The organism is uncultured Roseibium sp., from assembly GCF_947494555.1.
GTDB lineage: Bacteria > Pseudomonadota > Alphaproteobacteria > Rhizobiales > Stappiaceae > Roseibium.
In genome coordinates, this window is record NZ_CANLVF010000001.1 from 335,568 (window position 1) to 356,046 (window position 20,479).

A 20,479-nucleotide genomic window follows, 5' to 3' on the forward strand; every position below is an offset into this window, starting at 1 on the left:
GGCGTCAGCCGCCGTACACTTCAACGGCTGTTTTTGAAGCATACGGGTATTCAGCTTCAGGCCTGCACGCTTGATAGATTTATCGCTAAAGGCGACAGACTCCATTCAAGGGTTGGAGAAATCAAATCCAAGACTGGAACTCCAGATCTCGCCAGGAGCAAGCGTTGTTCCAGCTGTGCTTGTGCCGTCAGCGGCGCGATCGCAATTCACGGGTTCAATCGCCAATACGTTTCGCCGTGGTCGCGGATCTCGCCAGAACTGCGCGTAGGGAAGTGCACGTGCGTTTCCTGACACCGCCATGGTGATGCCGGGCCACGGACCAGAGCAGTCACGATGAACTTCGATCATAAATCGCCCGTTTTCATCTGACGATGAATGGCATTCAGGATTGAGTTCGCTTTGCCTGATTGCGGAGCCGACCGGTTCCTTGAATGGTATCGTTTTGCCGTTCAAGAAAATGCGTGTTCCGGGGGCAACTAACGGAAAGCCGAAGTTCATATGATAAAGAACCATGAGTTCCGCCGGATCCGGACCGATGTTTTCGACCCAGTCGCTGATTGTCAGCGTTGAACCGGCAATCGGCGCTTCGATGCGGCGGCGCATTCGGAAACTGGCCCTGCCCATATGCGACGAAACAATTTCCCCTTCGGCGACAAGCACCGGTACTGGCGACGACCAGTCTTCGTGACAAGTCAGGAGCCGGGCGGGGGTGACCGGCAGAGAACCGTGAAGCGGCAGGTCACCTCTCGGTTGGCGGACATTGTCCAAACCGCAGGTGACTAGAAATCCGCCGAGCGTTCGTTGAACGCCGCGTCCGGCATCGGCAAAGGACGGGCGAAGAGCCGGAGCGGCAAATCCGTCCGGATGCTGCCATGCGATAGGCGTTCCCCGCCAACTCAACAAACCGATATCCATGCTGCGATCCTGGAAAACCCAGAAGTCCAGTCCGCCGCCGGTTGAAAAAACGAGCGCTCGAACACCGCATTCCGCTCCGTCGCGAAGTTCCACTTGGCGGATCGAGGCCAGTTGGCGCATGTCTCCAACGAGGGACTCAATGCGAGCGCGTTCCGAAAGGGGAGAGCCGAGTGTCATGCTCATGCACTCGCTTCTTGGTTCAAGGACAATCGTTCAAAAGCCTCCGGCGGTGCGTTCAGTCCACTCATCAGCCGGGTCATTGCATCGGCCAGCTTTTGTTCGGCAACGGGGTCTGTCAGCGGATTTTGCTGGCCAGGATCGGTTTTCAGGTCGTAGAGACGTGTGTCGTCTTCAATGAAACAACCGGGACCGTATGCCCTGGACATTGCAGTTCCCGGCTTTACGGGAATGCGCAAAAGGGGTGTCCCCTTTGTAAAGGAAAACGGTTCGGCGAGTGTCGCCTCCTGCAGTTCCTCGATTGCGAACGGTTCATAGATGTGGCTTGGCATCAATGTGTACTGATAGATTTCCTGCGTCTGCAGGTCTGGCGGATACCGGTGATAGGTGTAACGGCCGTCGGTAATGTTCACCGCGCCGCCGAAGTAGCCGTAGAGGATGCAATCGTGCGCGGAGGGCCGGCCCTCCAACATCGGCAACAGGGATTGAGCGCTGACTTCCGCCGGCAGGGTCGCCCCGTAGGCTTCCAGGAACGTTGGGGCCAGGTCGCTGGTCTGTGTTAGGCCCTCGACGCGCTGTCCGTGGCTTTCGGGCCGCCTGGGATCGTGAACGAACAGGGGAATGTGGGCGATTTCCTCATAGATGTTCATGCGGTTCTTGGCCCAGAAATCGTGTTCACCAAGAAGAAATCCATGATCTGTGGTGACTACCAGGAGCGTGTCACGCCACAGGTTTTCGCGGTCGAACTGGTCGAGCAGACGCCCAAGCAAGGCATCGCAGAGCGCGATGGTGGCATAGTAGTTTGCGCGCAACTCTTCGCACTCTTCGGGTAGTTCATCCACGCGGCCATACCTTGGCCAGTCGAGTATGGGTCCCGTCCAGCCGGTGTCGAAAGGCTTCTTATAGGTTTCAGGTGCGTGAAAAGGTTCGTGCGGATCGAAGGTTTCAATCTGCAACAGCCAATTGTCAGCGTCCTTGTTTCGGTCGATAAAGTCGATCCCGGCATCAAAAACCCGCACGGAGGGGAAGTCTTTTTCCTCTTTGATAAATTCCCGGTTGATGATGTTCTGGGCCTTATAGGTCCGGCGGTCGGTCTTGAACTGGGCCGCGGCATATTTTTCTTTCAGGCGGTCCCAATGGGGTTGAACCATCGCCTTCCAGCGGTCGCCTTCCTGGCCCCGGACAAAGTCATACGTGTCGTACTTTGTGTGATAGGTCGCGCCGCCGTCTTCAAAATAATGGAAATGATCTGTCACCAGGTGGCTGTAGACCCCTTTTTCCTTCGCCAGCAACTCGGGAAACGAATTGTCGAACGGCTCAATCGGCCCCCAGCTCCTATGCAGGAAGCTGAGACGGCCCGTGAGCAGGTCGCGCCGCGCGGGCATGCATGGCATTGAGCCAACATAATGTTTTTCAAAGGTTGCGGATCTGGCCGCCAGCCGGTCGAAGTTTGGCGTCGGGACCCTTCTGCCGCCGTATGGTGAGAGCATGTGCCGGTTGAGGGAGTCGAAAAGCACGAAAACCGTTTTCATAAGATCACCTGAGTCACTGGGCCGCTCGCAACACCGCAATCGTCACACTGACGGGTGCAGAGCCAAACCGAAGGTTCCGCGAACATGCGTGATTTTCGTCTGTGCGCCCGGCGTCGTCTTGCGTCATGTAAAGTCCCTAGTCGAAGAGATGCCTGAGACAGACCGCCTGCGAACGCGGGCACTGACGGTCGCATTCGATTCGGAACGATTTCTTACAGATCAAGGACAACCCTGAACCCCTGGTGGGCCAAACTCGTATCAGGCGAAGCCCCGCTGCGGGCTGGAATCCGGTATCGCCAACAATAGCTTCGATGGCAAAGAAACGAGCCGCCCTTGAGCAGTTTGTATCCCTTCATTGCCGCAAGTTTTTCCCGGACGGCTTTTCTCAGCGAATGGATTTTGTAGGGTTCGCAGGTCCATTCCCAGACATTTCCAACCATGTTGTAGAGCCCGAAGTCATTTGGTTTGAAGGATTTTGCCGGAGCCGTTGCCCGGTATCCGTCGAGCGCCAGGTCGTTTGCGGGAAATTGTCCTTGCCAGATGTTGCAGGGCTGGAAGTCTTCATCGTCCGGCTCTCTTGAGCCCCAGGGGTAGGGCACGTCGCCGAGATTTCCGCGTGCTGCATGTTCCCACTCGGCTTCTGTCGGAAGACGTCCTCCGGCCCACCGGGCGAAGGCCATGGCATCATTCCAGGAAACGTGCACGACCGGGTGATCGGGGTCCCAAAGTGTCTGCGTTCCGGTGCCGGCGATGTTGCGCCAGTCCGCACCATGAACCTTGCGCCACCAGTCCGCTGAGGCGACAGCCAGCGTCGCACCGGTGTTTTGCGGAACGAGCGACCAGAACACGAAAGACCAGCCATAACGCTCCGCGTCGGTTACGTAGCCTGTCGAGTCGACAAATTTTTTGAACTGGGCATTGGTGATCGTGGTCTCGGTCATTCGAAAGCCGGCCAGCGGCGCTGACTTGCGAAGCTCTTCACCATCGTTGGGAATACGCGGATGACCTGTCCCGAGAACGGGCAGGCCGGCGGGAATGACGACCGTTTCCAACCTGATGCCGGTATCTAAGTTTCCTGCAGGCTGGCTCTGCGCGGGCTCCCCCGGCAGAGCATCATCCCTGCAAGGAGTACAACATGCCGCTTTTGGAGCCGGTCCGACAGTCATCATTCAGGCCTGGGCAACTCGTGCCGATTTCATCGGTTCCGAACTCTGGACGCCCTGCATCATCCGCAAGAGCATTTGTGATTTCACAGACTGGTTCGCCGGATCGTGCCAAAGATTTTTGGTTTCGGAGGGGTCCATGTGAAGATCGAATAATTCCCCATGCTCTTCCGTTCGATAAACCGAGATCTTGTAACGCTCCTCGACATATGTCGTAACGTGGGGCATGACCGGATTATGCCGATTTTCACATATGGCAAATTTTCTCGCCGGGGGTCCGGTTTCCTGCCAAGTCGAGAGCTGGGAAACACCTTGCAGCTCCGGTGCGGGCCCAAGGCCTGCAACTTCGAGAAATGTTGGTGTCAGATCAAGCAGACTTTGGATCGCATTGCTCACCCTGTCTGACGGCACACACGAGGGCCAGCTGACGATGAACGGAACCCGCAGCATGTCCTCGTAGTGAAACGGGCCTTTCGCCACCAGGCCATGTTGACCCAGAAAGTGTCCATGGTCGGTCGTGAATACGATCAGCGTGTCTTCAGTCATACCCTCGGCGTCGAGATAGTCCAGGATCCGGCCCACTTCCCGGTCAAGGAAACTCATCATGCCGTAATACGTGGCCATGTCTTTCCTGAGGTCCTCTTGCGGATAAAGATGGCTGTCGCAGCCGTGCGCTTCGTGCGGTTCATGCCAACCGTCAAAATCCGGGTTTTTCTCCTGCGTCTTTGCGAAATGCGGCGCGTTGAGCTCGTGTTCACCGGGAACCACTTCTCCAGGTTCCATATCAGCCGGATCGTACATGGACGCCCAAGGTTCAGGCACGGTGTAGGGCGGGTGCGGATCGGGAAAACTCGTCCATAGAAAGAATGGCTTTCGGTCCTGTTGTGCCTTCTTGATGAAGGCGAGCGAACGCTCGCCAATCCAGGGCGTATAATGCAGGTCTTCAGGCAGCTGCCAGTGCCGGTCTTTCCGCGCCCAGTAGGGTGCGTCGGGTGCACGCTCGGGAGCCTTTGGTGCTGCCTCGCCCGGAAGCGGCTGAAAGTAGTCTTTCCAATCGCTCAGGCCCTGATCTTCCAACCAGGCGGCATAGTGCTGACCGACATGGCTTTCATCGGTGTGATTGCGCACCAGTTCCACATGTTCAAAGCCATAGTAGGGGCCATTGAAATCCCGCCAGAAGGGCAGGTCACGCAAAGTGGGCTGCTTTTCCAGGCTGTCACCCGCAAGCGGCTGAAAATGTGCCTTGCCGATCAATCCGGTCGCGTAGCCGGCCTTCGACAGGAGACTTCCGACCGTGGGAATATTCTCATCCAGTCTGCACCCGATGGTCCAGGCGCCGTGCTGGGAAGGATAAAGGCCGGTGATAATGCTTGACCTTGAAGGCGTGCAGGTGGGAGCGGGGCAGTAAGCCTTGTCAAAACGCGTGCCGGATTTGCATAGGCGGTCGAGGTTCGGCGTCTTGATCTTCGGATTAACGGCACCGAGCGCGCTGAAGTGTTGCTGATCGGTCGTAATGAGTAGGATGTTGGTGCGTTTGGTCAATTTGCCTCACCCTTTAACGGCACCGGCAAGGCCGTTTATGAAGTAGCGTTGAAGAAGGATAAAGAGGATCACAACAGGGACGATCGAGATCGTTGCGGCCGCCGACATGCCAGTCCAGTCGATGGACTGCTCACCCTTGAACGCATATATGCCGACCGACAGCGTTCGAATTGCCGGATTGGCAAGAGTGATCACCAGCGGCAGCAGAAAATCATTCCATGCGTGAAGCACCTGCATGATGATGACCGTGACCACCATGGGCCGCGCAAGTGGCAACATCACGTACCAGAAAATCTTGAAAAAGCTGACGCCTTCGACACGCGCGGCTTCTTCCAGCTCTTTCGGCAATTGGCTGAAATACCCGGCGAAAAGAACGACAAACACGACCATCGCGTGGCCTGATGTCGCCAGCGTCAGACCGAAGAGATTTGCCGACAATCCCATCATGCTGAGCAGTTCGAAGACGGGTATGATGGTGAAACCCTGCGGTATGAAGACGGTTGCCACAAACGCGACGAAAAAGACTTTGCGGCCAGGAAAACTGTAACGGCCGAGCACGTATCCGAGCATCGCCGTGCTTATGGTCACGAGAAAGACGGAACCCGCCGTTACGATGAGCGTATTGAAGAAATACCGTCCCATATTCGCTTCGACCCAGGCACGTCTGTAGTTGTCCAGCATGAGTTCCTGCGGGATCAGTCCGGGATTGGCAAACATCTCCATGTTCGACTTCAGAGACGTCGAAACCATCCACAGAAACGGGTAGATCCAGATAAGGCACAAGAATGCGAGAATGGCTGACGTCAGAGCTATTTTCGCTGTTGGAGCATGATCGCCAAACATGATCCGCTTGGGTGACAAAAGCCCGATCACATTGCACCTCCCGCATTGGACTTGCGGGCGCGCCTGGTTGCGAGCGCCTGCAAAATCGTCAGGGATAGTAGAACGGCGCCGAAGAGTACCCCTGCAGCGGCAGCGTAGCCGAGCTGAGGGATGCTGCCATCGTCTGCAGCAAACGCGTTACGGTATATGAAAATCTCCATAACTTCCGAGCCGAAGAACGGACCGCCGTTTGTCATCGACATGATCAGCGGAAACACGTTCAAAGCGGCCACTGATGAAATCAGAAGGATTGCCAGCGCAAATGGCTTGATGATCGGCAGGACTACGTGGATCGCAAGACGGTATCCTCTGCAGTTGTCGAGGCGGGCGGCATCGTAGACATCATCGGGGACTGTCTGTAGCGCGGCCAGCCAATAGATCAGAGTGATGCCCAGCCATTTCCAGATATAGACACCGATAACAGACGGCATCACCGTTTCGGTGGACCCGAGAAAATCGATCGGCCGGCTCGTCAGTCCCAGATCCAGGAGAAGCCCGTTCACGGGGCCGTTGAACGGACTGAGCAGAAAGGTCCAGACAATGCCGATCACGGCGACAGGCGTTACCACAGGCAGGAAAATCATCGTGCGGAAGAAGGTCGACAGTTTGAGCAGCTGCATGTTCAGAACCATCGCCAGTACGAGAGAAATCGTCATCTGCAGGGGGACAGTTCCAGCCAGAAACAACAGGGATCGGCCGAAGGCATTCCAGAAAATCGGGTCCTGAAACAGCTTTGTGAAGTTTCCAAAACCGACGAAGATCTTCGTTGCCGTAAACCCGGTCCAGTCATGCATTGCGTAAAACACGGCGGCGAAAATCGGGTAAAAGACGAACATACCCGCGAGTACCAGACCCGGTAGCATCATAAGGTAATGGAAGCGGTAGGTCCGGAGCGTACCGAGTATGTTCATGAGGTTGCTTGTGCTGTGGCCGGTTGAAGCATGTGAACAGGTTAGTCTGTCTAAAGGTTGAATGAGACGTGCGCTTTGAGTTTGTTTGTACATTTGCACAAGCCTTCAATACTTCCGCAAGCGGTGGTCCGGTCCGTTATGCATTGTCTGACAATCACTGTTCGGTTGCGCGGGCAGTAGCGGCACGCGTCTGGTGGCAGTGCGTTTGAACACCACAAAACCCCGCATGAATAGCGAAACCGTGGCTCATGCGAGACAACGGAAAAGGGGCCGCTTGTGGGGAGCGACCCCCGATTGGAAACCGTCTTCAGTAGTCAGCCGCACCAAAATCGGCTTCGGGGTTCCAATTGGAGAAAACAAGCTCAGACCGGTCAACTTCGGCTCCGTCCGCTTTTGCCTTGGCAAAGGCTGCGTCCAGCGCCGTATTGTAGCGGTCCTTGAGCGCCACCATCTGTTCTTTCGGGCCTGAAAGCTGGCCGGCAACAAGACCTTGCACGGTGCGGGCGAAGTTCACGTCCGGCGCGACATAGGAGGCGACCACCTTGGACAGATCGCCATTGCGCACCAGCGGGTTGGGGCCGACACGAATCTGGTCATTGAACAGGTTGAGGATCTGTTTTGACCGCGGCGACATTTCAGCCTTGGCGACAGCCTCCGGCATGATCGGCGGATCGCCGGCGCCAACAACATTGGCCCACTCTACCTGGCCTTCCAGTGTGCCAAGATAATGGAATATCTCTCCGGCGATCGCGCCGTTTTGCGAGCCCGACCATAAACTGATCGTGTTGGGTTTTGCCCCACCCTGGCTGATTGTCAGTTTGCCCTGTTCGCCGCTTTCCGGAACCGGTGCGGAAGACAGGCCGAAATCGAATTCGGGGTTCTGGGCTTCCCACGACGGAATGTTCCACGGTCCCTGGAGGATCATACCGGCGGCGCCTTGCGGCATATATGCCCTGGCCTGAGGGGCATTCAAGTTCATGAGGCCGGGGAACATGCTTCCATCGGACTGCATGGCAAGCAGTAATTCGATCGCCGCAATGTACTCGTCGCTGTCAAAGACATATTCACCTGTCCGCAGATCGATGTCTGCATCCAGAATGCCATCGCCGCCTGCACTTGCGCCTCCAATCCTGCCAATGTTGCGTACAACATCAGCCCAACGGTTGAGCTGTGAGCCACCGATGATAAATCCGAAGTAACGGCCCTGACCGGCTTCCGTGATCTTGCGCGCAGCTTCCCTGAATTGCGCATGTGTCAGCGGTTTCGATTCTGGATCGTACCCGGCTGCCTCCATATAGGCCTTATTGTAAAGCAGGTGCGATGCGTAACGCTTGTTGGATGTAAATGGCAATCCGTAGGTCTTGCCGTCAAACTCGTTGATGCCGGGCAAAAAGGCTCCAGCCGGGAACCCGGCCTTCCATTCATCGATATTCGGGATGAACTCATCATAGGGTTGAACCCAACCCTGGCTGACGGCATCGGCCAGGCTGAAGTTTCGAGGCAGCACGAAAACGTCGTGAGCCGTGTTGTTGCGTACCCCGAGCGGAACCACTTTGGCGATTTCATTCCAGGGCAGCGGGTCGTAGATGATGTCGATTTCCCGCGCTTTTGCATAGTCCGCAAAGAATTTCTTGAAGAAGACCGCCTTCTGATCGCCACTGTCGATCCAGCGAAACGTTGCCCCGTTGGGCACATCATTCAACGGTGCAGGTACCGTTTGCGCGAAGGACACGCCAGATCCGAACGTTGCTGCTGCCGCACCTGCGCCGGCCAGAAATGAACGACGTGAAAGACGATTAAAACCCATGATTTCCCTCCCAATCGATGCAATGCATCAGGATTTTGAGCAAGGTAGAGCGTTTGAAATGATAACGCATTTGAAAATTTTCTTCTTTTTGATTAAAAAAGTTGATCAATGACCTATGATCCCGAATCTTTGCGCCGGCTTGTTGCAATCGTTGAAACGAGCAACATGCGTGCGGCGGCCGAAACGGTTGGGGTGACGCAACCGGCACTCACACGCAGCCTCAAACTTCTTGAAACGGCAGCCGGAGGCGCGCTGTTCGAGCGTCGTGACAGGGGCATGCATCTGACGGCATTGGGGAAACTGGTTCACGCTCATGCCCGTCATCTTCTGCGCGAGCATCAGCTTGCAGAGGCCGAGCTGCGCGCTCTGCAAGACGGCGAACAGGGCCAGTTGCGTATCGCCGCTGCTCCGGTCTGGATGACGACCATCTTGCCGTCTGCGGTCGCCAGAGTGCACAGGATTTATCCCAAGCTGCTGATCAAGCTGAAATCCGCAAACTACAGCGAAGCCGTCATGGGGTTGAAAGAGGGGGAGTTCGACGTTTTCTTCGGCGGGTTTCAGCGTCGTGAGTCGTTGCCGTCGTTCCTTGTTCGCAAACCGCTCTTCAGCGCGAAGCTTGTCATTGTCGCCCACCAGGATCATCCGATCCATAAGCGTAGCGTTCGGGCAGAAGATCTGATCGAGCAAATGTGGCTGTCTTACCAAAGCGAGATTGCTTATCTCGACACGATCAACACAATGCTGGAAGACACCAGTGAAGTCAGCATCGGTGCGAGCCTTCAATGTGACTCCATGCTCACCGCGCTGGAGTTGCTGAGACAGGGTGACTACCTCGCCGTCCTACCCAGCAGCTTCCTGAATTCCGCAAACGGGGAGGGGTTGAAAGTGGTCTCAACCGATCTGCCTGCAATCCGGTATGCCTCGGGCCCGATTTACAGGCGCAGTCTTGAGGCCAATCGTGCCATGCGGATGCTACTTGAAATTGCCGAGGCCCAGGTATCTTCTTTTTCGAATTGGGAGCTTGGCCCGTCTTGACGAAAGCTCCTCAGGACGTGCCCTTCTGACATCGGATATGCGGTTTGCAAAAAAGCAGACAGGCCGCATGCTGCTTGGCGGCACAGCGGACCTTTGCCCGGTTGGCGGCAATCTGAACCAATCAGGCTGGAATTGAAGGATGTAATTTTTGCTTGAACTGTTAGAACGGGATTCTGGAGCAAAAATAATCGGAACGCACATGGTTCAGCGAACGTACGAGCGGGTTCTTTCACTGATCAAAGACAAGATTGAGAGTGGCGAGTACAAGCCGCTGAGCCGGCTTCCTGCTGAACGGGAACTGGCCGCACTTTTTGATGTAAGCAGAACTACCGTGCGCGAAGCATTGCTTGCACTTGAAGCAGCACGGCTGATTGAGATCCGCGACCGGTCCGGTGCGTATGTCATGCCCAATCAGAACGACGACATTTCACTTCTGCAGGCGATCAAAAGTACGCCGGGTCCTTATGAAGTTCTGCAAATGCGCAGGCTTATCGAGGGCGAGGCCTGTTTTCTTGTAGCCTTGAATGCTTCCGAACAAAGTCTGTCGCGTATTGTGGAGGCCAACCAGGCCAACGCTGATGTCCCCCCGGACGATACACCGGAGTTCCATCAGGCAACACGTGCCTTTCACATGAGTATTGCACATGCTTCGGAAAACAGCTTGTTCCCCGAATTGCTCGACTATCTCTGGGAGCAAAAGAGCGGCAAATTGTGGGAAGGGTGGTATCGCGGAACAAGGTCCCACAAGAACCGCCTGAAGGTCGTCGACAACAATCAGGAGATCACCGACGCGCTTACATCGCGGCGGCCGCAGGCGGCGCGCACGGCGATGCAGCATCACATCGACTGGATGATCGCCAGATTCCTGAGCTATTGACCGCGCCCCGGTCAGAGATCGTCTTCGAATTCTGACAGAAGCAGTTTCAAACGGGCGAGTTTGCTGTCTCTTCGTCTGAACAGCTCCTGCGCGTCCGTATCGCCATAGTCATAAAAACCGCTGCCGGCCATGACACCGCTGCTTCCGCGCGCCAGTCTTTCATCCAGAACCGGTGTCCCTGTCGGTTTGCGCGGCGGTGTATATAGCCCCGTTGCGTGAATGTCGCGAACAACCTGCAGTCCGGTGTAGTCAATCTTTTTGAACTGTCCCATGAGACTGAGGCGCTGCGACAGGCCAAAGCGCAAGGCATCATCAATATCGCTGATTTCGGCGACACCTTCATCCAGCAGCCGGAACACTTCGCTTTCAATCGCCATCTGGATGTTGTTGGCAATATAGCCTGGAACGAATTTCTTGAGTAACACCGGTTTTTTCCCGATGTCACGCAAGAATCCAACCATCTTGTTCGCGACCTCCTGACCGGCCTCGGGCGAAGGCACAACGTCAACAAGATCGATCAGGTAGGGCGGCGTGTACCAATGCACGATGAGGGAACGAGGGCGCAGGGAACGGGGCACAAGCGGGAAGACATCCAGGAACGACGTATTGCTGGCGAGCACGGCGCCCTCGTGAAGCATGGGTTCTAGATCTGAGTAGAGGCGCTGCTTGGCTTCCGCATCTTCAATGATTGCTTCGACCACGAGATCCGCATCCGCAACTGCTTCGCGAAGGTCTGCGTTCGTGCCGATGCGGGAAAGCGCGGCCTCTGCCGTTTCGGTTTCAACCAGGCCGTATGCGACAAGGTCGTCCAGCAGGGCAGGCAAGCGATTTTTCGCCCATGCCAGGCGCTCCTCTGAGATGTCCTGCAATACGACGTTGCATCCGCCGAGAGCGTGCACAAGCCCGAGTGCGTGACCAAGAAGGCCTGCGCCGACGATCGTTACCTTGTCATAAGCTGTCATGTCATACCTTCCAGGCCGGTTCCGGATTGCTGTCGGGGTCCGTGACAACATCGATGATTGCCGGGCGACGATTTGCCAGGGCGGCTTTGACACTTTCGGCAATGTCTTCCGCCTTCTCAACGCGATATCCGTCAATGCCGAAAACCTTTGCGAGGTCGGCAAAATTGGTTGGATGGAATTCAACCAGATCCCCCATCGAGCCATCCAGGTTCTCGTAGAGCTTCTTCACACTTCGCAGGCCTTGTCCGAGTGCCGAGTTGTTGTTGATGACCGTGACAAGCGGAAGGTTCCAGCGTTTCAGGGTCTCCAACTCGCCCATGTGATAGTAGAATGCACCATCGCCCGAAAAACACACAACCGGGCGGTCCAGCGCGCCGCATTGTGCGCCAATCGCAGCCGGAAACGCCCACCCCAAGGATCCTGCGGCGCGCAGATAGGTCTGGCCCGGGTGTGCAAATTCGGTTAGCTGCGCCGTCCATGTAGCTGAAAACCCGGTGTCGGCAACCAGAATGCCATTGTCCGGAAGCGCCCTGCCAACTTCGTGGGCGAGGCGTTCAGCAGGGATAAGTCCGGTCAGCTCCTTGCTGCGGATGATCGCGTTTTCCAGCCAGGTGCGTGCCGCATCTGTACAGGTCTTCAGCCAGATCTTGCGGTCATGGGTGATCCTGCTTTCCTTGGCCAGGGCAAGACAGTTGAGGGTAAGGTCACCGGCCAATCCGCAGGTGTTTGGATGTCCGCGTCCAAGCTCGACCGGATCGGCATCGATCTGAATAACCTGCGTCTCAGGACCGGGGATGGTCCAGTCGGAACTGATCTGGTCACCGCCGTGACAGCCGAGATAAATGACAAGATCCGCTTCGTTCAGCAGACGATTGGCGTATGGCGCCGAATATGTACCGACGACGCCGAAATGGTTCGGATGGCTCGTTTCAATCACCGAGCGGCCGCCGACGGATGTGGCGACCGGCATCGAGTGCTTTTCGGCCAAGACCTTGATCGCATCGCCAGCACGCTCGTAGAGACTGGTAACCCCGCAGACCAGCATGGGCCTTTTCGCTGCTTCCAGCAACGACGCCGCTCTGGTCACATCTTCCGGATGAGCCGCATTGTTCAAAGTGGCACCGGAGCTGGAAAAGGCGACATCCCCCGGGCGGCCGTCATAGGGTGCTTCTTCAACCCGGTCGCCCTTTAGACCATCAAGGTCGAGATGAACAGGCCGCCTGGTTCCGGTCTTGGTAGCACGTAGCGTATGGCCGAGAAGTCGAGGAAGCTGATCAACGGTGCGCACCTCACCGGAGAACTTGGTCACCGACCGGTAGAGCGGTGCGTGCGCCACTTCCTGATACGCATTTCGGTGCTGATGCGTATCCGCCTTGCGCCCAGTCATGGCGACAACCGGTACCCGGTCGAGATAGGCGTCCTGCAAGCCGGCGGCAAGGTTGGCGGCACCGACGGCCTGTGCCAAGCAAAATCCCGTTTTCCCGCTGGCTCGCGCGTAGCCATCTGCCATATAGGCTGCTGCTTTTTCACTGTGCGCCAGGATACGTTTCACACCGCGTCTTTCGAGTTCGATCAACGTGTGCCGAAGGACCGCATCGACAAAGAAAACGTGATCCACACCCTCCTGAACGTCAATTACGTCCGCAATGATATCTGCGCCTGTCCTTTGCATTGTTCGTTCCGATCCGTTGAGTGATTGTCACCATAGCGGTGAAATTGGTCGGTCCATTATACATACTTCATAAAATTGGTCTAACCAAATTATCATTTCTGATTATCTGGTCCTGATGGGAACGATCGATCGGTATCGTTAGCCAGGAGCCCCTGCCGCTTCATGTGCCAGACACACATCTCAAGTCGGTCCTGTCCAAAAAACGTCTCTCCGGCAACGTGGATCAATGGTGTCCCCCAGTGTCCGAGCGATTTTTGAAGCTCGGCATTTCGGTTGAGATCCAGATCCAACTCATCTGGAGCACGTTGCACCAGTTGCTCCAGCATTGAATGGTCAAGCCCAGCCCGGGAGACCGCCTCAGCCAGATGGTTGCCCGTGTGCCATCCGGCAAAGCCGGAAAAAAGCAAGGACGACAGGCTGCGATAGAGGTTAAAGCCAGCTCCGCTTCTGCAGGCGGCCGCGCATAAGCGCGTCAACTGAAAGATATGCGGCTGGTGCCGCGCGATCTCGCCGGTTTCCAGGTCCTGCACTATGGGATCGGGGTCGGGCCATGCGAACGGGATTTCATTCATGGCCGCTACTCTTTCCGCGTCGCGACGCAGAAAGCGAAGTAATCCAGGGTTCCCTTTGCTGAAAAACTCCGGAGCCCGGACCGCAAGCGGGTAGACGGGACGAAAATCGAGGACGATGCTGCTTTTTTCAACGATCCTGGCGAGCCGCTCGGTCGCAAGATAGGAATAGGGCGATCTGAGCGTCGCGAAGAAGGTCAGTGTTTGGGGCACTTTCGATTGTCCCCTACGCCGGTGCCACCCGCTCAGGACCTGCCGGAATGGTGCCCATCATGCGATCAAGGTGTCGGGCGAGCAAATCCGACTTCAGGGCCGCGAAGGCCGGATCTTTCCATCTGCAGATAAATTCGTGCGGATCTTCATGAAGGTCGAAAAGCTCACCGAGGCCCGGGTGTGAGTGGTAAACCGCCAGCTTGTAACGACCGTCGCAAGTCATGCTTGCCTGCGTATAGTGTGTGACAGCACTATTTCCGAGCGAGTCGTTGAAATCGGTTGCCACGCATTCCTTGTGAGCGTCCGAAGTGGATTTGCCTGTCAAAATCGGGCTGAGCGTCTTGCCCTGAACAGCCGGCGGGATGTCCACTCCCGCCAGTTCGAGTAACGTTGGCGCGATGTCGATCGTTTCGACCATCGCCTTGGATCGGTGCCCCTTGCGCACCCCCTTGCCGGCGATGATGAGAGGAACGCGAACGAGACCTTCGAAGAAACGGCACCCTTTATAAATGAGCCCGTGGTCACCGAGCATTTCGCCATGATCGCTCGTGAAGATGATGACCGTATTGTCAATTGCCCCGGTCTTTTCCAGGTGCTCCAGAATGCGCCCGAATGCGGCATCCAGGTTTTCAATCATGGCGTAGTAGGCAGCTTTCACTCTCTTGCCGTCAAATCGTTCGGGTGGCTTGGATCCGCGAATGTCGCCTTCCTCGATGTCCAATGATCTCTTTTCCTCGGCGGTGAGGATCGGGTTCACGGCAACGCGCTTTTGTGTTCTGACATCGAAAAAGCGCGCCTGATGTTCAATGTCTGATTGGCGGAAGAGCGGGGGTGAAAGACGTTCTCCGTCGCCGTAGCGGTCAAGGTACTTTTGCGGCGGATCGAACGGCGGATGGGGGTCGAACGGGTTCAGGCTCAAAAGCCAGGGGCAGCTCCGTTCTTCGTCAATGAATGAGATTGCCCGTTCTGCCATCCAGCTTGCCTGATGCAGCTCCGGCCTAGGCCCGGCGCGCAGGTATTGCCTGGCATCGGCGAACAGCCTGGCGGGATCGACCCCCTTGTTTCTCAGCCAGTTCCAGTATGCGTTGCTTTGAGGCACGCGTTCCCAGCTAGGATTCTGGCACCATTCGAAATGCCTGTAGCCGTCATCAGGTCTCACTTCCAGATGGGCGGCTGTCGACAGATGCAGTTTACCGACAAGTCCGCAATCGTAACCTTCTTCAGCAAAGGTCCTGGTGATCAGCTTTTCACTTGCGGGAAAATGTTTGTTGCCGTTTCGGTAGACCTGATGGGCTGCCGGATAGCGGCCTGTCAGAAAACTTGCCCGGCTGGGGGTGCAGATCTGGTTCTGGACATAGCAGTTTTCGAAGGCGGTTCCGCTTGCCACAAGCCTGTCGATGTTCGGCGTGCTGATTTCGCGGTTCCCGAGCGATGCGATCGTATCGTATCGCATCTGATCGGCACAGAACCAGAGTATGTTGGGTTTTGTCGCCATGTCACGCGGCCCGCTTTTCCTATTCAACGTCGATACCGGTTATGCCGAGGCAACTTTGCGGCGCTTGAGCCAGGCCTGAATCAGTGGCCAGCATAGCGAAAGAACCGAAATGGCAAGAAACGCAGCCGCAAACGGTCGCGTGAACAGGGGCTCGATACTGCCTCCCGTTGACATCAGGCCGGACCGCAACTGCTCTTCGGCGATAGGTGCGAGCACGAAGCCAATCACGAAGGGACCAAGCGGCATTTTTGCACGCTCCATTACGAAGCCGACAACGCCTAGGGCCAGCATGATCCACACATCGAAGAAGCTGTTGGCGACGGCAAATATGCCAATCACGCAGAACAGGAGTATCGACGCCAGCAGATAAGACCTGGGCACGTATAGCATCTTGGCAATGTGCACGACCGCGAACATCATGATGGCGAACATGATCAGGTTTCCAACCAGGTAGGCGGTTATCACCCCGTAGGCGATTTCGGGGTTTGAAATGAACAGGAGCGGACCAGGTTCCAGATTGTGCATGATCAGAGCGCCGATCAGAATGGCGTCTACCACAGATCCCGGGATGCCAAGCGTGATGAGCGGGATCAATGCGCCGCCCACGGATGCGTTGTTTGCGGTTTCCGCGGCAATCACACCGGGTTCGTGTCCCGTGCCGAATTTTTCGGGCTCTTTGGACGCGCTCCGCGCCATGGAATAAGACAGCATCGACGCAATGTTTGCGCCGATGCCGGGGAGGATCCCCACCCAAGTGCCTACAAGGCTTGAGCGGAGAAAATTCGGTGCGAAACGAGTCCAGTCACCGAATGAGAGCAACATGCCCTGGCGGCCGAGCTTGGCGCGCGGCGGACGCATGTCGATGTTTATGATGTCCTTGAAAATCTGACTGACCGCGAACGCTCCGATCAGAACGGGCAACAGACTGAGACCGCTTTCAAGCGATTCAAAACCAAAAGTTAGCCGGGTAATTCCAGCAGACGGATCGATGCCCGGCATGTGAATGAGCATCCCGAAACAAGCGGCGATCAGTCCTTTCAGCAGGGACCCCTGGCTCAGGCTGGACAGCATCACCAATGCCATGAGCACCATGGTGAAGTACTCCCAGGGACCGAAGGTCACTGCGAGCCGAGAAAAGGGAGGCGCAAGCACAGCCAGGAACAGAAACGAGACTATGCCGCCGACAAAGGACGCGGTAATGCCGAGACCTAGCGCGCGTTCGGCACGCCCCTTCAGCGTCAGCGGATAGCCATCGAAGGTTGTCATGATCGATGATGGCGTTCCCGGCATGCGCAGCAGAGTCGCGGAAATCTGACTTCCCGAAATGCCGCCGACATACATGCCGATCAGCAAAATGATGGCATTCACACTGTCCATGAAGAAGGTCAGAGGCAGCGTGAGCGTGATAAGCATCGTTGTCGTCAGTCCGGGAATTGCGCCGACGACGATACCCAACGCAACTCCCAGGAACACAAGTGCAAACGGCAGTGGCTGCACCAGATACAACAGGGAATCCAAAAAGGGCTGCATACCTGCGTTCCTCTCTCTTACGGCAAGTCGATAAAGAAGAACCGGGTGAAGACCCAGTAACTGGAGAGAACCAGCACGGCGGAAAACGCAACGAAAACGGGAATGCGCTTCACGTTCATGTCGTTCATCAAGAAAAGGATGAACGACATGTAGGCAACGCCCGCAGGTGCGAACGACAGCAGTTTCAGATCCATGACGGCGACAAAACACACTGTCGAGAGGAAGACCGCCGCCGACAGGTATGGTCTTTGCGGCGGTAAACCGCGCTCCTCGGTGTCGTTTGCGGGAAGGCCACCAATCGGCGTGACCGGCTCGCGGAGCGAGCGCACACCACGCAACATCATGATGAGGCAAAGTGCGGCCATGATGACCGCCAAAATCCGGGGCAGGGCAGCGGAACCGAGCGGCTCAAAGTTTGGCGGTGGAAGATTGCCCGCAGCGGAAAAGATTGCAGTGCCGAATAGTATGAGGGCGCCGCCCACGAAGATTTCCATCTTCGCCGTTTGTCTGGCCGACATAGCTTTGTTCCTCCGCAAGACCCGCCCGCGGCTCCAAAAGGCGCCACGGGCAAAGACCTGTGCCTATTTCTTGATGTTGTTGTCTTCTGCGACCTTTTTCAGGGTCGTCAGAACGGCGAGGGACTGATCCGTCGCTTCGGCTCCGCCGGTCCAGTAGGGGTCAAGGGAGTTTTCCGAGAACCACGCCTTCATCTCGTCGCTTTCGATGGCGGTCCTGATCGCGGCGGAGAGTTTTTCAGCCGCTTGCGGGTCCATGTCCTTTGGACCGAGCCACCAGGCCGGGTTCGCCCAGACAACGTCATAGCCGAGTTCCTTTGCGGTAGGCACATCCGGCAGGTTGTCGAGACGCTCAGCACCGAAAAAGACAACTGCATTGACGCCGTTAGGCTGGAACTTTTTGTATTCCTGTGCGGAAAACAGGGCGATGTCCGCATTGCCCCCAATCAGTCTGGCCAACCTGTCAGCACCACCAGGGGCTCCAATCAGGCGCGTTTTGAACCCGGCAGCATCGGCAAGCCATGCACCGATCAGATGCGGTACGGTGCCAATTCCCACAGCTTCAACCAGGCTCTCCGGTTCTTCCTTGAGTGTTGCGACCAAATCGTTGAGTGACTTGATGTCAGAATCGCTCCTGACGGCCCAAACAGGACTGCCGCCACCAGAAAACCCGAGGGATGTGAAATCTTCCGGATGTATCTCGTTGACGCCCAGTGCATTTGAAATCAGCATGCCATGGGACCAGTGCATGATGGTGTGACCATCCTTGTCGGCCCCCAGGACCTCCCGCGCAGCGTTTGCTGACGCAGCGCCCGGCTTGTTGACGATCACCATGGGCTGAGCAAGCAGCTCATTGTCATTGATATACTGCGATATCTTGCGGGCGATGGTGTCGGTGCGGCCGCCGGGTTTGAAACCGACATATACCTTGATCGGCTTTTCAGGAAATTCGGCCGCCGCTTCCGAAGTTGCGAAAGCGAGCCAGCCGGGAGTTGCCGCCGTGGCAACAGCCAAGCCCAGAAGTACCCTGCGCGTTATATTCAAAAGTGACATCTTCTCCTCCCAAAGTTTAGTCCAGTTAGCTTTCTGTTGCGTGTGACTGACTTCCTCCCGCTTCGCTATCGGGCTGCCACGAACCTGTCGCGTGTCCTGTGATTGCTCGCGATCAACCAGTTCAAAATGTCCTCTTTCATTTTGGTTCTGATTTCAGCGTGAGCGTCGCAATCCCAGAGATTGACCATTTCATCCGGGTCTGCCTGAAGGTCGAAAAGCTGGCCCTCTTGTGAACCCATGAGGTGCACCAGCTTGTAACGGTCGTCCCGTACCATGGTGATGAAGTCAGCGCCCGTAAGGGCAATATCGCCGGCCTGTTCGCAATAAACGCGTTCTCGCGGTGTCCAGCCGTCACCTTTCAGCGCCGGCAACAGACTTTGAGCCTCATAGTCTTCGGGGACGGGAAGTCCGGCCAGTTCAAGAATGGTTGGACCAAAATCAAATAGCTGGCAGAGCCCGTCCAATGTGCGCGCGCCTTCGAAGCGTCCGGGTGCCCAGACGATCGCAGGAACTTTGGTGACAACGTCATACATGGACCATTTCTGGGAAACGCCATGGTCTCCCAGGCAATCTCCATGGTCGGAAACGAATATGATCACCGTGTTGTCGATGTAGCCATTTTCCTCCAGCGACTGCATCAACTTGCCGATGCTCTCGTCGATCATCGTGACGTTGGCGTAGTAATACGCACGCATCCGGCGAACGTCCTCATCCGAGCGGGCAGGGTTCCAAAGGATTGAATCGTGATCCACTTCCGCGTCGTGCGTACGTTTGTGTTCCAGATAGGATGGCTGCCCGGCAAGGTCCGCGTCGCTTATCTTGGCGGCCGGAATGTTGTTCTTGCCCATGTACTTTTCGGCAAATTCGGGCGTGGGATCGTAAGGCGGATGCGGTCCTGGAAACCCGATCTGCATGAACAAAGGCTCTGCCTTCGGTTTCGTGTCCAGCCACCATCTCGCAAAGTTGCCGACAAAAACATCGGAATGCAGCTCTTCAGGCAGTTCCCACTCAAAAGCGCCTAGCGCCTGTCCGTAGTCCTCGCGTTCGCGGTATTTCTCGCGCTGCTGCTTCACCAGGCCATGCGCCGCAAGCGCTTTGTCCCACTCGTCCAGAAACCAGCGTCCCTGCAGGTATCGATCCTTGTTTTCGACTATGTAGCGTTCACTGAAACCGGCATCCGCATTGAACGGATTGGTGTGCATCTTGCCGACATTGACACATGTATAGCCGGCGTCCCGCAGTTTCTCGACCCAGGTATGTTGCCAGAGTTGCTCGTTCTCCAGGACCCCGTTCACATGCGGGTAATACCCGGTGAACAGGCTCGCCCGGCACGGAACGCAGCTGGCGGCGGTTATGTGGCAGTTGGAAAACGAAACGCCTTCTTCGGCAAGGCGATCGAGGTTCGGTGTTTCCATATGTTCATGGCCATGGGCCGCAATCGTATCAAATCGCTGTTGATCAGTAATTATAAAGACAATGTTCGGCCGAATTTCTTCAGGCGCGCTCTCTTTATCTTTTTGGTTGCTGGTTGGGCCAAGACTCATGCCTGCCAAATCTCCTCCATTGGCCTGATGAACATAAAATATTCATTTTGTTGCATTCAAGGTTGAATTGGTTGGTCCAAAATGT

Annotated in this window: 17 protein-coding genes; 2 read left to right on the top strand and 15 right to left on the bottom strand. The window is 56.2% G+C overall.

The window, feature by feature from the left end:
* Positions 1 to 105: 105 nt before the first annotated feature.
* The 7 genes from Q0915_RS01435 to Q0915_RS01465 all read right to left on the bottom strand — a co-directional run bounded on the left by Q0915_RS01435 (position 106) and on the right by Q0915_RS01465 (position 8,929).
* The gene (locus Q0915_RS01435) at positions 106 to 1,098 is read right to left on the bottom strand and encodes a DUF4432 family protein (protein ID WP_299472617.1); all 993 of its coding nucleotides are present in this window, start codon (positions 1,096 to 1,098) and stop codon (positions 106 to 108) included.
* On the bottom strand, positions 1,095 to 2,624 hold the full coding sequence (locus tag Q0915_RS01440) for a sulfatase (protein WP_299472618.1): 1,530 nt from the start codon (positions 2,622 to 2,624) through the stop codon (positions 1,095 to 1,097). The genes Q0915_RS01435 and Q0915_RS01440 overlap by 4 nt, the downstream gene beginning before the upstream one ends.
* Positions 2,625 to 2,836: 212 nt before the next feature.
* Positions 2,837 to 3,790, bottom strand: a complete 954-nt coding sequence (locus Q0915_RS01445) for a formylglycine-generating enzyme family protein (RefSeq protein ID WP_299472619.1) — start codon at positions 3,788 to 3,790, stop codon at positions 2,837 to 2,839.
* A 3-nt stretch (positions 3,791 to 3,793) separates the two neighbouring features.
* Entirely contained in the window at positions 3,794 to 5,329 is a 1,536-nt protein-coding gene (locus tag Q0915_RS01450) for a sulfatase-like hydrolase/transferase (RefSeq protein WP_299472620.1), read from the bottom strand.
* A 6-nt stretch (positions 5,330 to 5,335) separates the two neighbouring features.
* Positions 5,336 to 6,202 carry a carbohydrate ABC transporter permease gene (locus Q0915_RS01455; RefSeq protein ID WP_299472621.1) on the bottom strand — a complete coding sequence of 289 codons (867 nt, stop codon included), beginning with the start codon at positions 6,200 to 6,202 and terminating at the stop codon, positions 5,336 to 5,338.
* Positions 6,199 to 7,122 carry a sugar ABC transporter permease gene (locus Q0915_RS01460; protein WP_299472622.1) on the bottom strand — a complete coding sequence of 308 codons (924 nt, stop codon included), beginning with the start codon at positions 7,120 to 7,122 and terminating at the stop codon, positions 6,199 to 6,201. The genes Q0915_RS01455 and Q0915_RS01460 overlap by 4 nt, the downstream gene beginning before the upstream one ends.
* Before the next feature lie 307 nt (positions 7,123 to 7,429).
* Positions 7,430 to 8,929, bottom strand: coding sequence for an extracellular solute-binding protein (locus Q0915_RS01465; RefSeq protein WP_299472623.1), 1,500 nt, complete (start codon positions 8,927 to 8,929; stop codon positions 7,430 to 7,432).
* A 108-nt stretch (positions 8,930 to 9,037) separates the two neighbouring features.
* Between Q0915_RS01465 and Q0915_RS01470 the strand changes: the two genes are divergently transcribed.
* Together Q0915_RS01470 and Q0915_RS01475 are read left to right on the top strand one after the other, a co-directional pair.
* Positions 9,038 to 9,964: a LysR family transcriptional regulator gene (locus Q0915_RS01470; protein ID WP_299472624.1), complete on the top strand. Its 927-nt coding sequence runs from the start codon at positions 9,038 to 9,040 to the stop codon at positions 9,962 to 9,964.
* Between the two features lie 199 nt (positions 9,965 to 10,163).
* On the top strand, positions 10,164 to 10,841 hold the full coding sequence (locus Q0915_RS01475) for a GntR family transcriptional regulator (protein ID WP_299472625.1): 678 nt from the start codon (positions 10,164 to 10,166) through the stop codon (positions 10,839 to 10,841).
* An 11-nt stretch (positions 10,842 to 10,852) separates the two neighbouring features.
* On the opposite strand, the gene Q0915_RS01480 is transcribed toward Q0915_RS01475, so the two are convergent.
* The 8 genes from Q0915_RS01480 to Q0915_RS01515 all read right to left on the bottom strand — a co-directional run bounded on the left by Q0915_RS01480 (position 10,853) and on the right by Q0915_RS01515 (position 20,394).
* Positions 10,853 to 11,803: a 3-hydroxyacyl-CoA dehydrogenase family protein gene (locus Q0915_RS01480; protein WP_299472626.1), complete on the bottom strand. Its 951-nt coding sequence runs from the start codon at positions 11,801 to 11,803 to the stop codon at positions 10,853 to 10,855.
* A gap of 1 nt (position 11,804) precedes the next feature.
* Positions 11,805 to 13,475, bottom strand: coding sequence for a thiamine pyrophosphate-binding protein (locus Q0915_RS01485; protein ID WP_299472627.1), 1,671 nt, complete (start codon positions 13,473 to 13,475; stop codon positions 11,805 to 11,807).
* Between the two features lie 92 nt (positions 13,476 to 13,567).
* Positions 13,568 to 14,257: a DsbA family protein gene (locus Q0915_RS01490; protein WP_299472628.1), complete on the bottom strand. Its 690-nt coding sequence runs from the start codon at positions 14,255 to 14,257 to the stop codon at positions 13,568 to 13,570.
* Positions 14,258 to 14,270: 13 nt separating this feature from the next.
* Positions 14,271 to 15,752, bottom strand: a complete 1,482-nt coding sequence (locus tag Q0915_RS01495; protein WP_299472629.1) for a sulfatase-like hydrolase/transferase — start codon at positions 15,750 to 15,752, stop codon at positions 14,271 to 14,273.
* Positions 15,753 to 15,791: 39 nt separating this feature from the next.
* The gene (locus tag Q0915_RS01500; RefSeq protein ID WP_299472630.1) at positions 15,792 to 17,282 is read right to left on the bottom strand and encodes a tripartite tricarboxylate transporter permease; all 1,491 of its coding nucleotides are present in this window, start codon (positions 17,280 to 17,282) and stop codon (positions 15,792 to 15,794) included.
* 17 nt (positions 17,283 to 17,299) lie between these two features.
* Complete coding sequence (locus Q0915_RS01505; protein WP_299472631.1) at positions 17,300 to 17,800, bottom strand: tripartite tricarboxylate transporter TctB family protein; 501 nt, start codon at positions 17,798 to 17,800, stop codon at positions 17,300 to 17,302.
* A 63-nt stretch (positions 17,801 to 17,863) separates the two neighbouring features.
* Positions 17,864 to 18,850 carry a tripartite tricarboxylate transporter substrate binding protein gene (locus Q0915_RS01510; protein WP_299472632.1) on the bottom strand — a complete coding sequence of 329 codons (987 nt, stop codon included), beginning with the start codon at positions 18,848 to 18,850 and terminating at the stop codon, positions 17,864 to 17,866.
* Between the two features lie 65 nt (positions 18,851 to 18,915).
* Complete coding sequence (locus Q0915_RS01515) at positions 18,916 to 20,394, bottom strand: sulfatase-like hydrolase/transferase (protein WP_299472633.1); 1,479 nt, start codon at positions 20,392 to 20,394, stop codon at positions 18,916 to 18,918.
* Positions 20,395 to 20,479 lie beyond the last annotated feature (85 nt).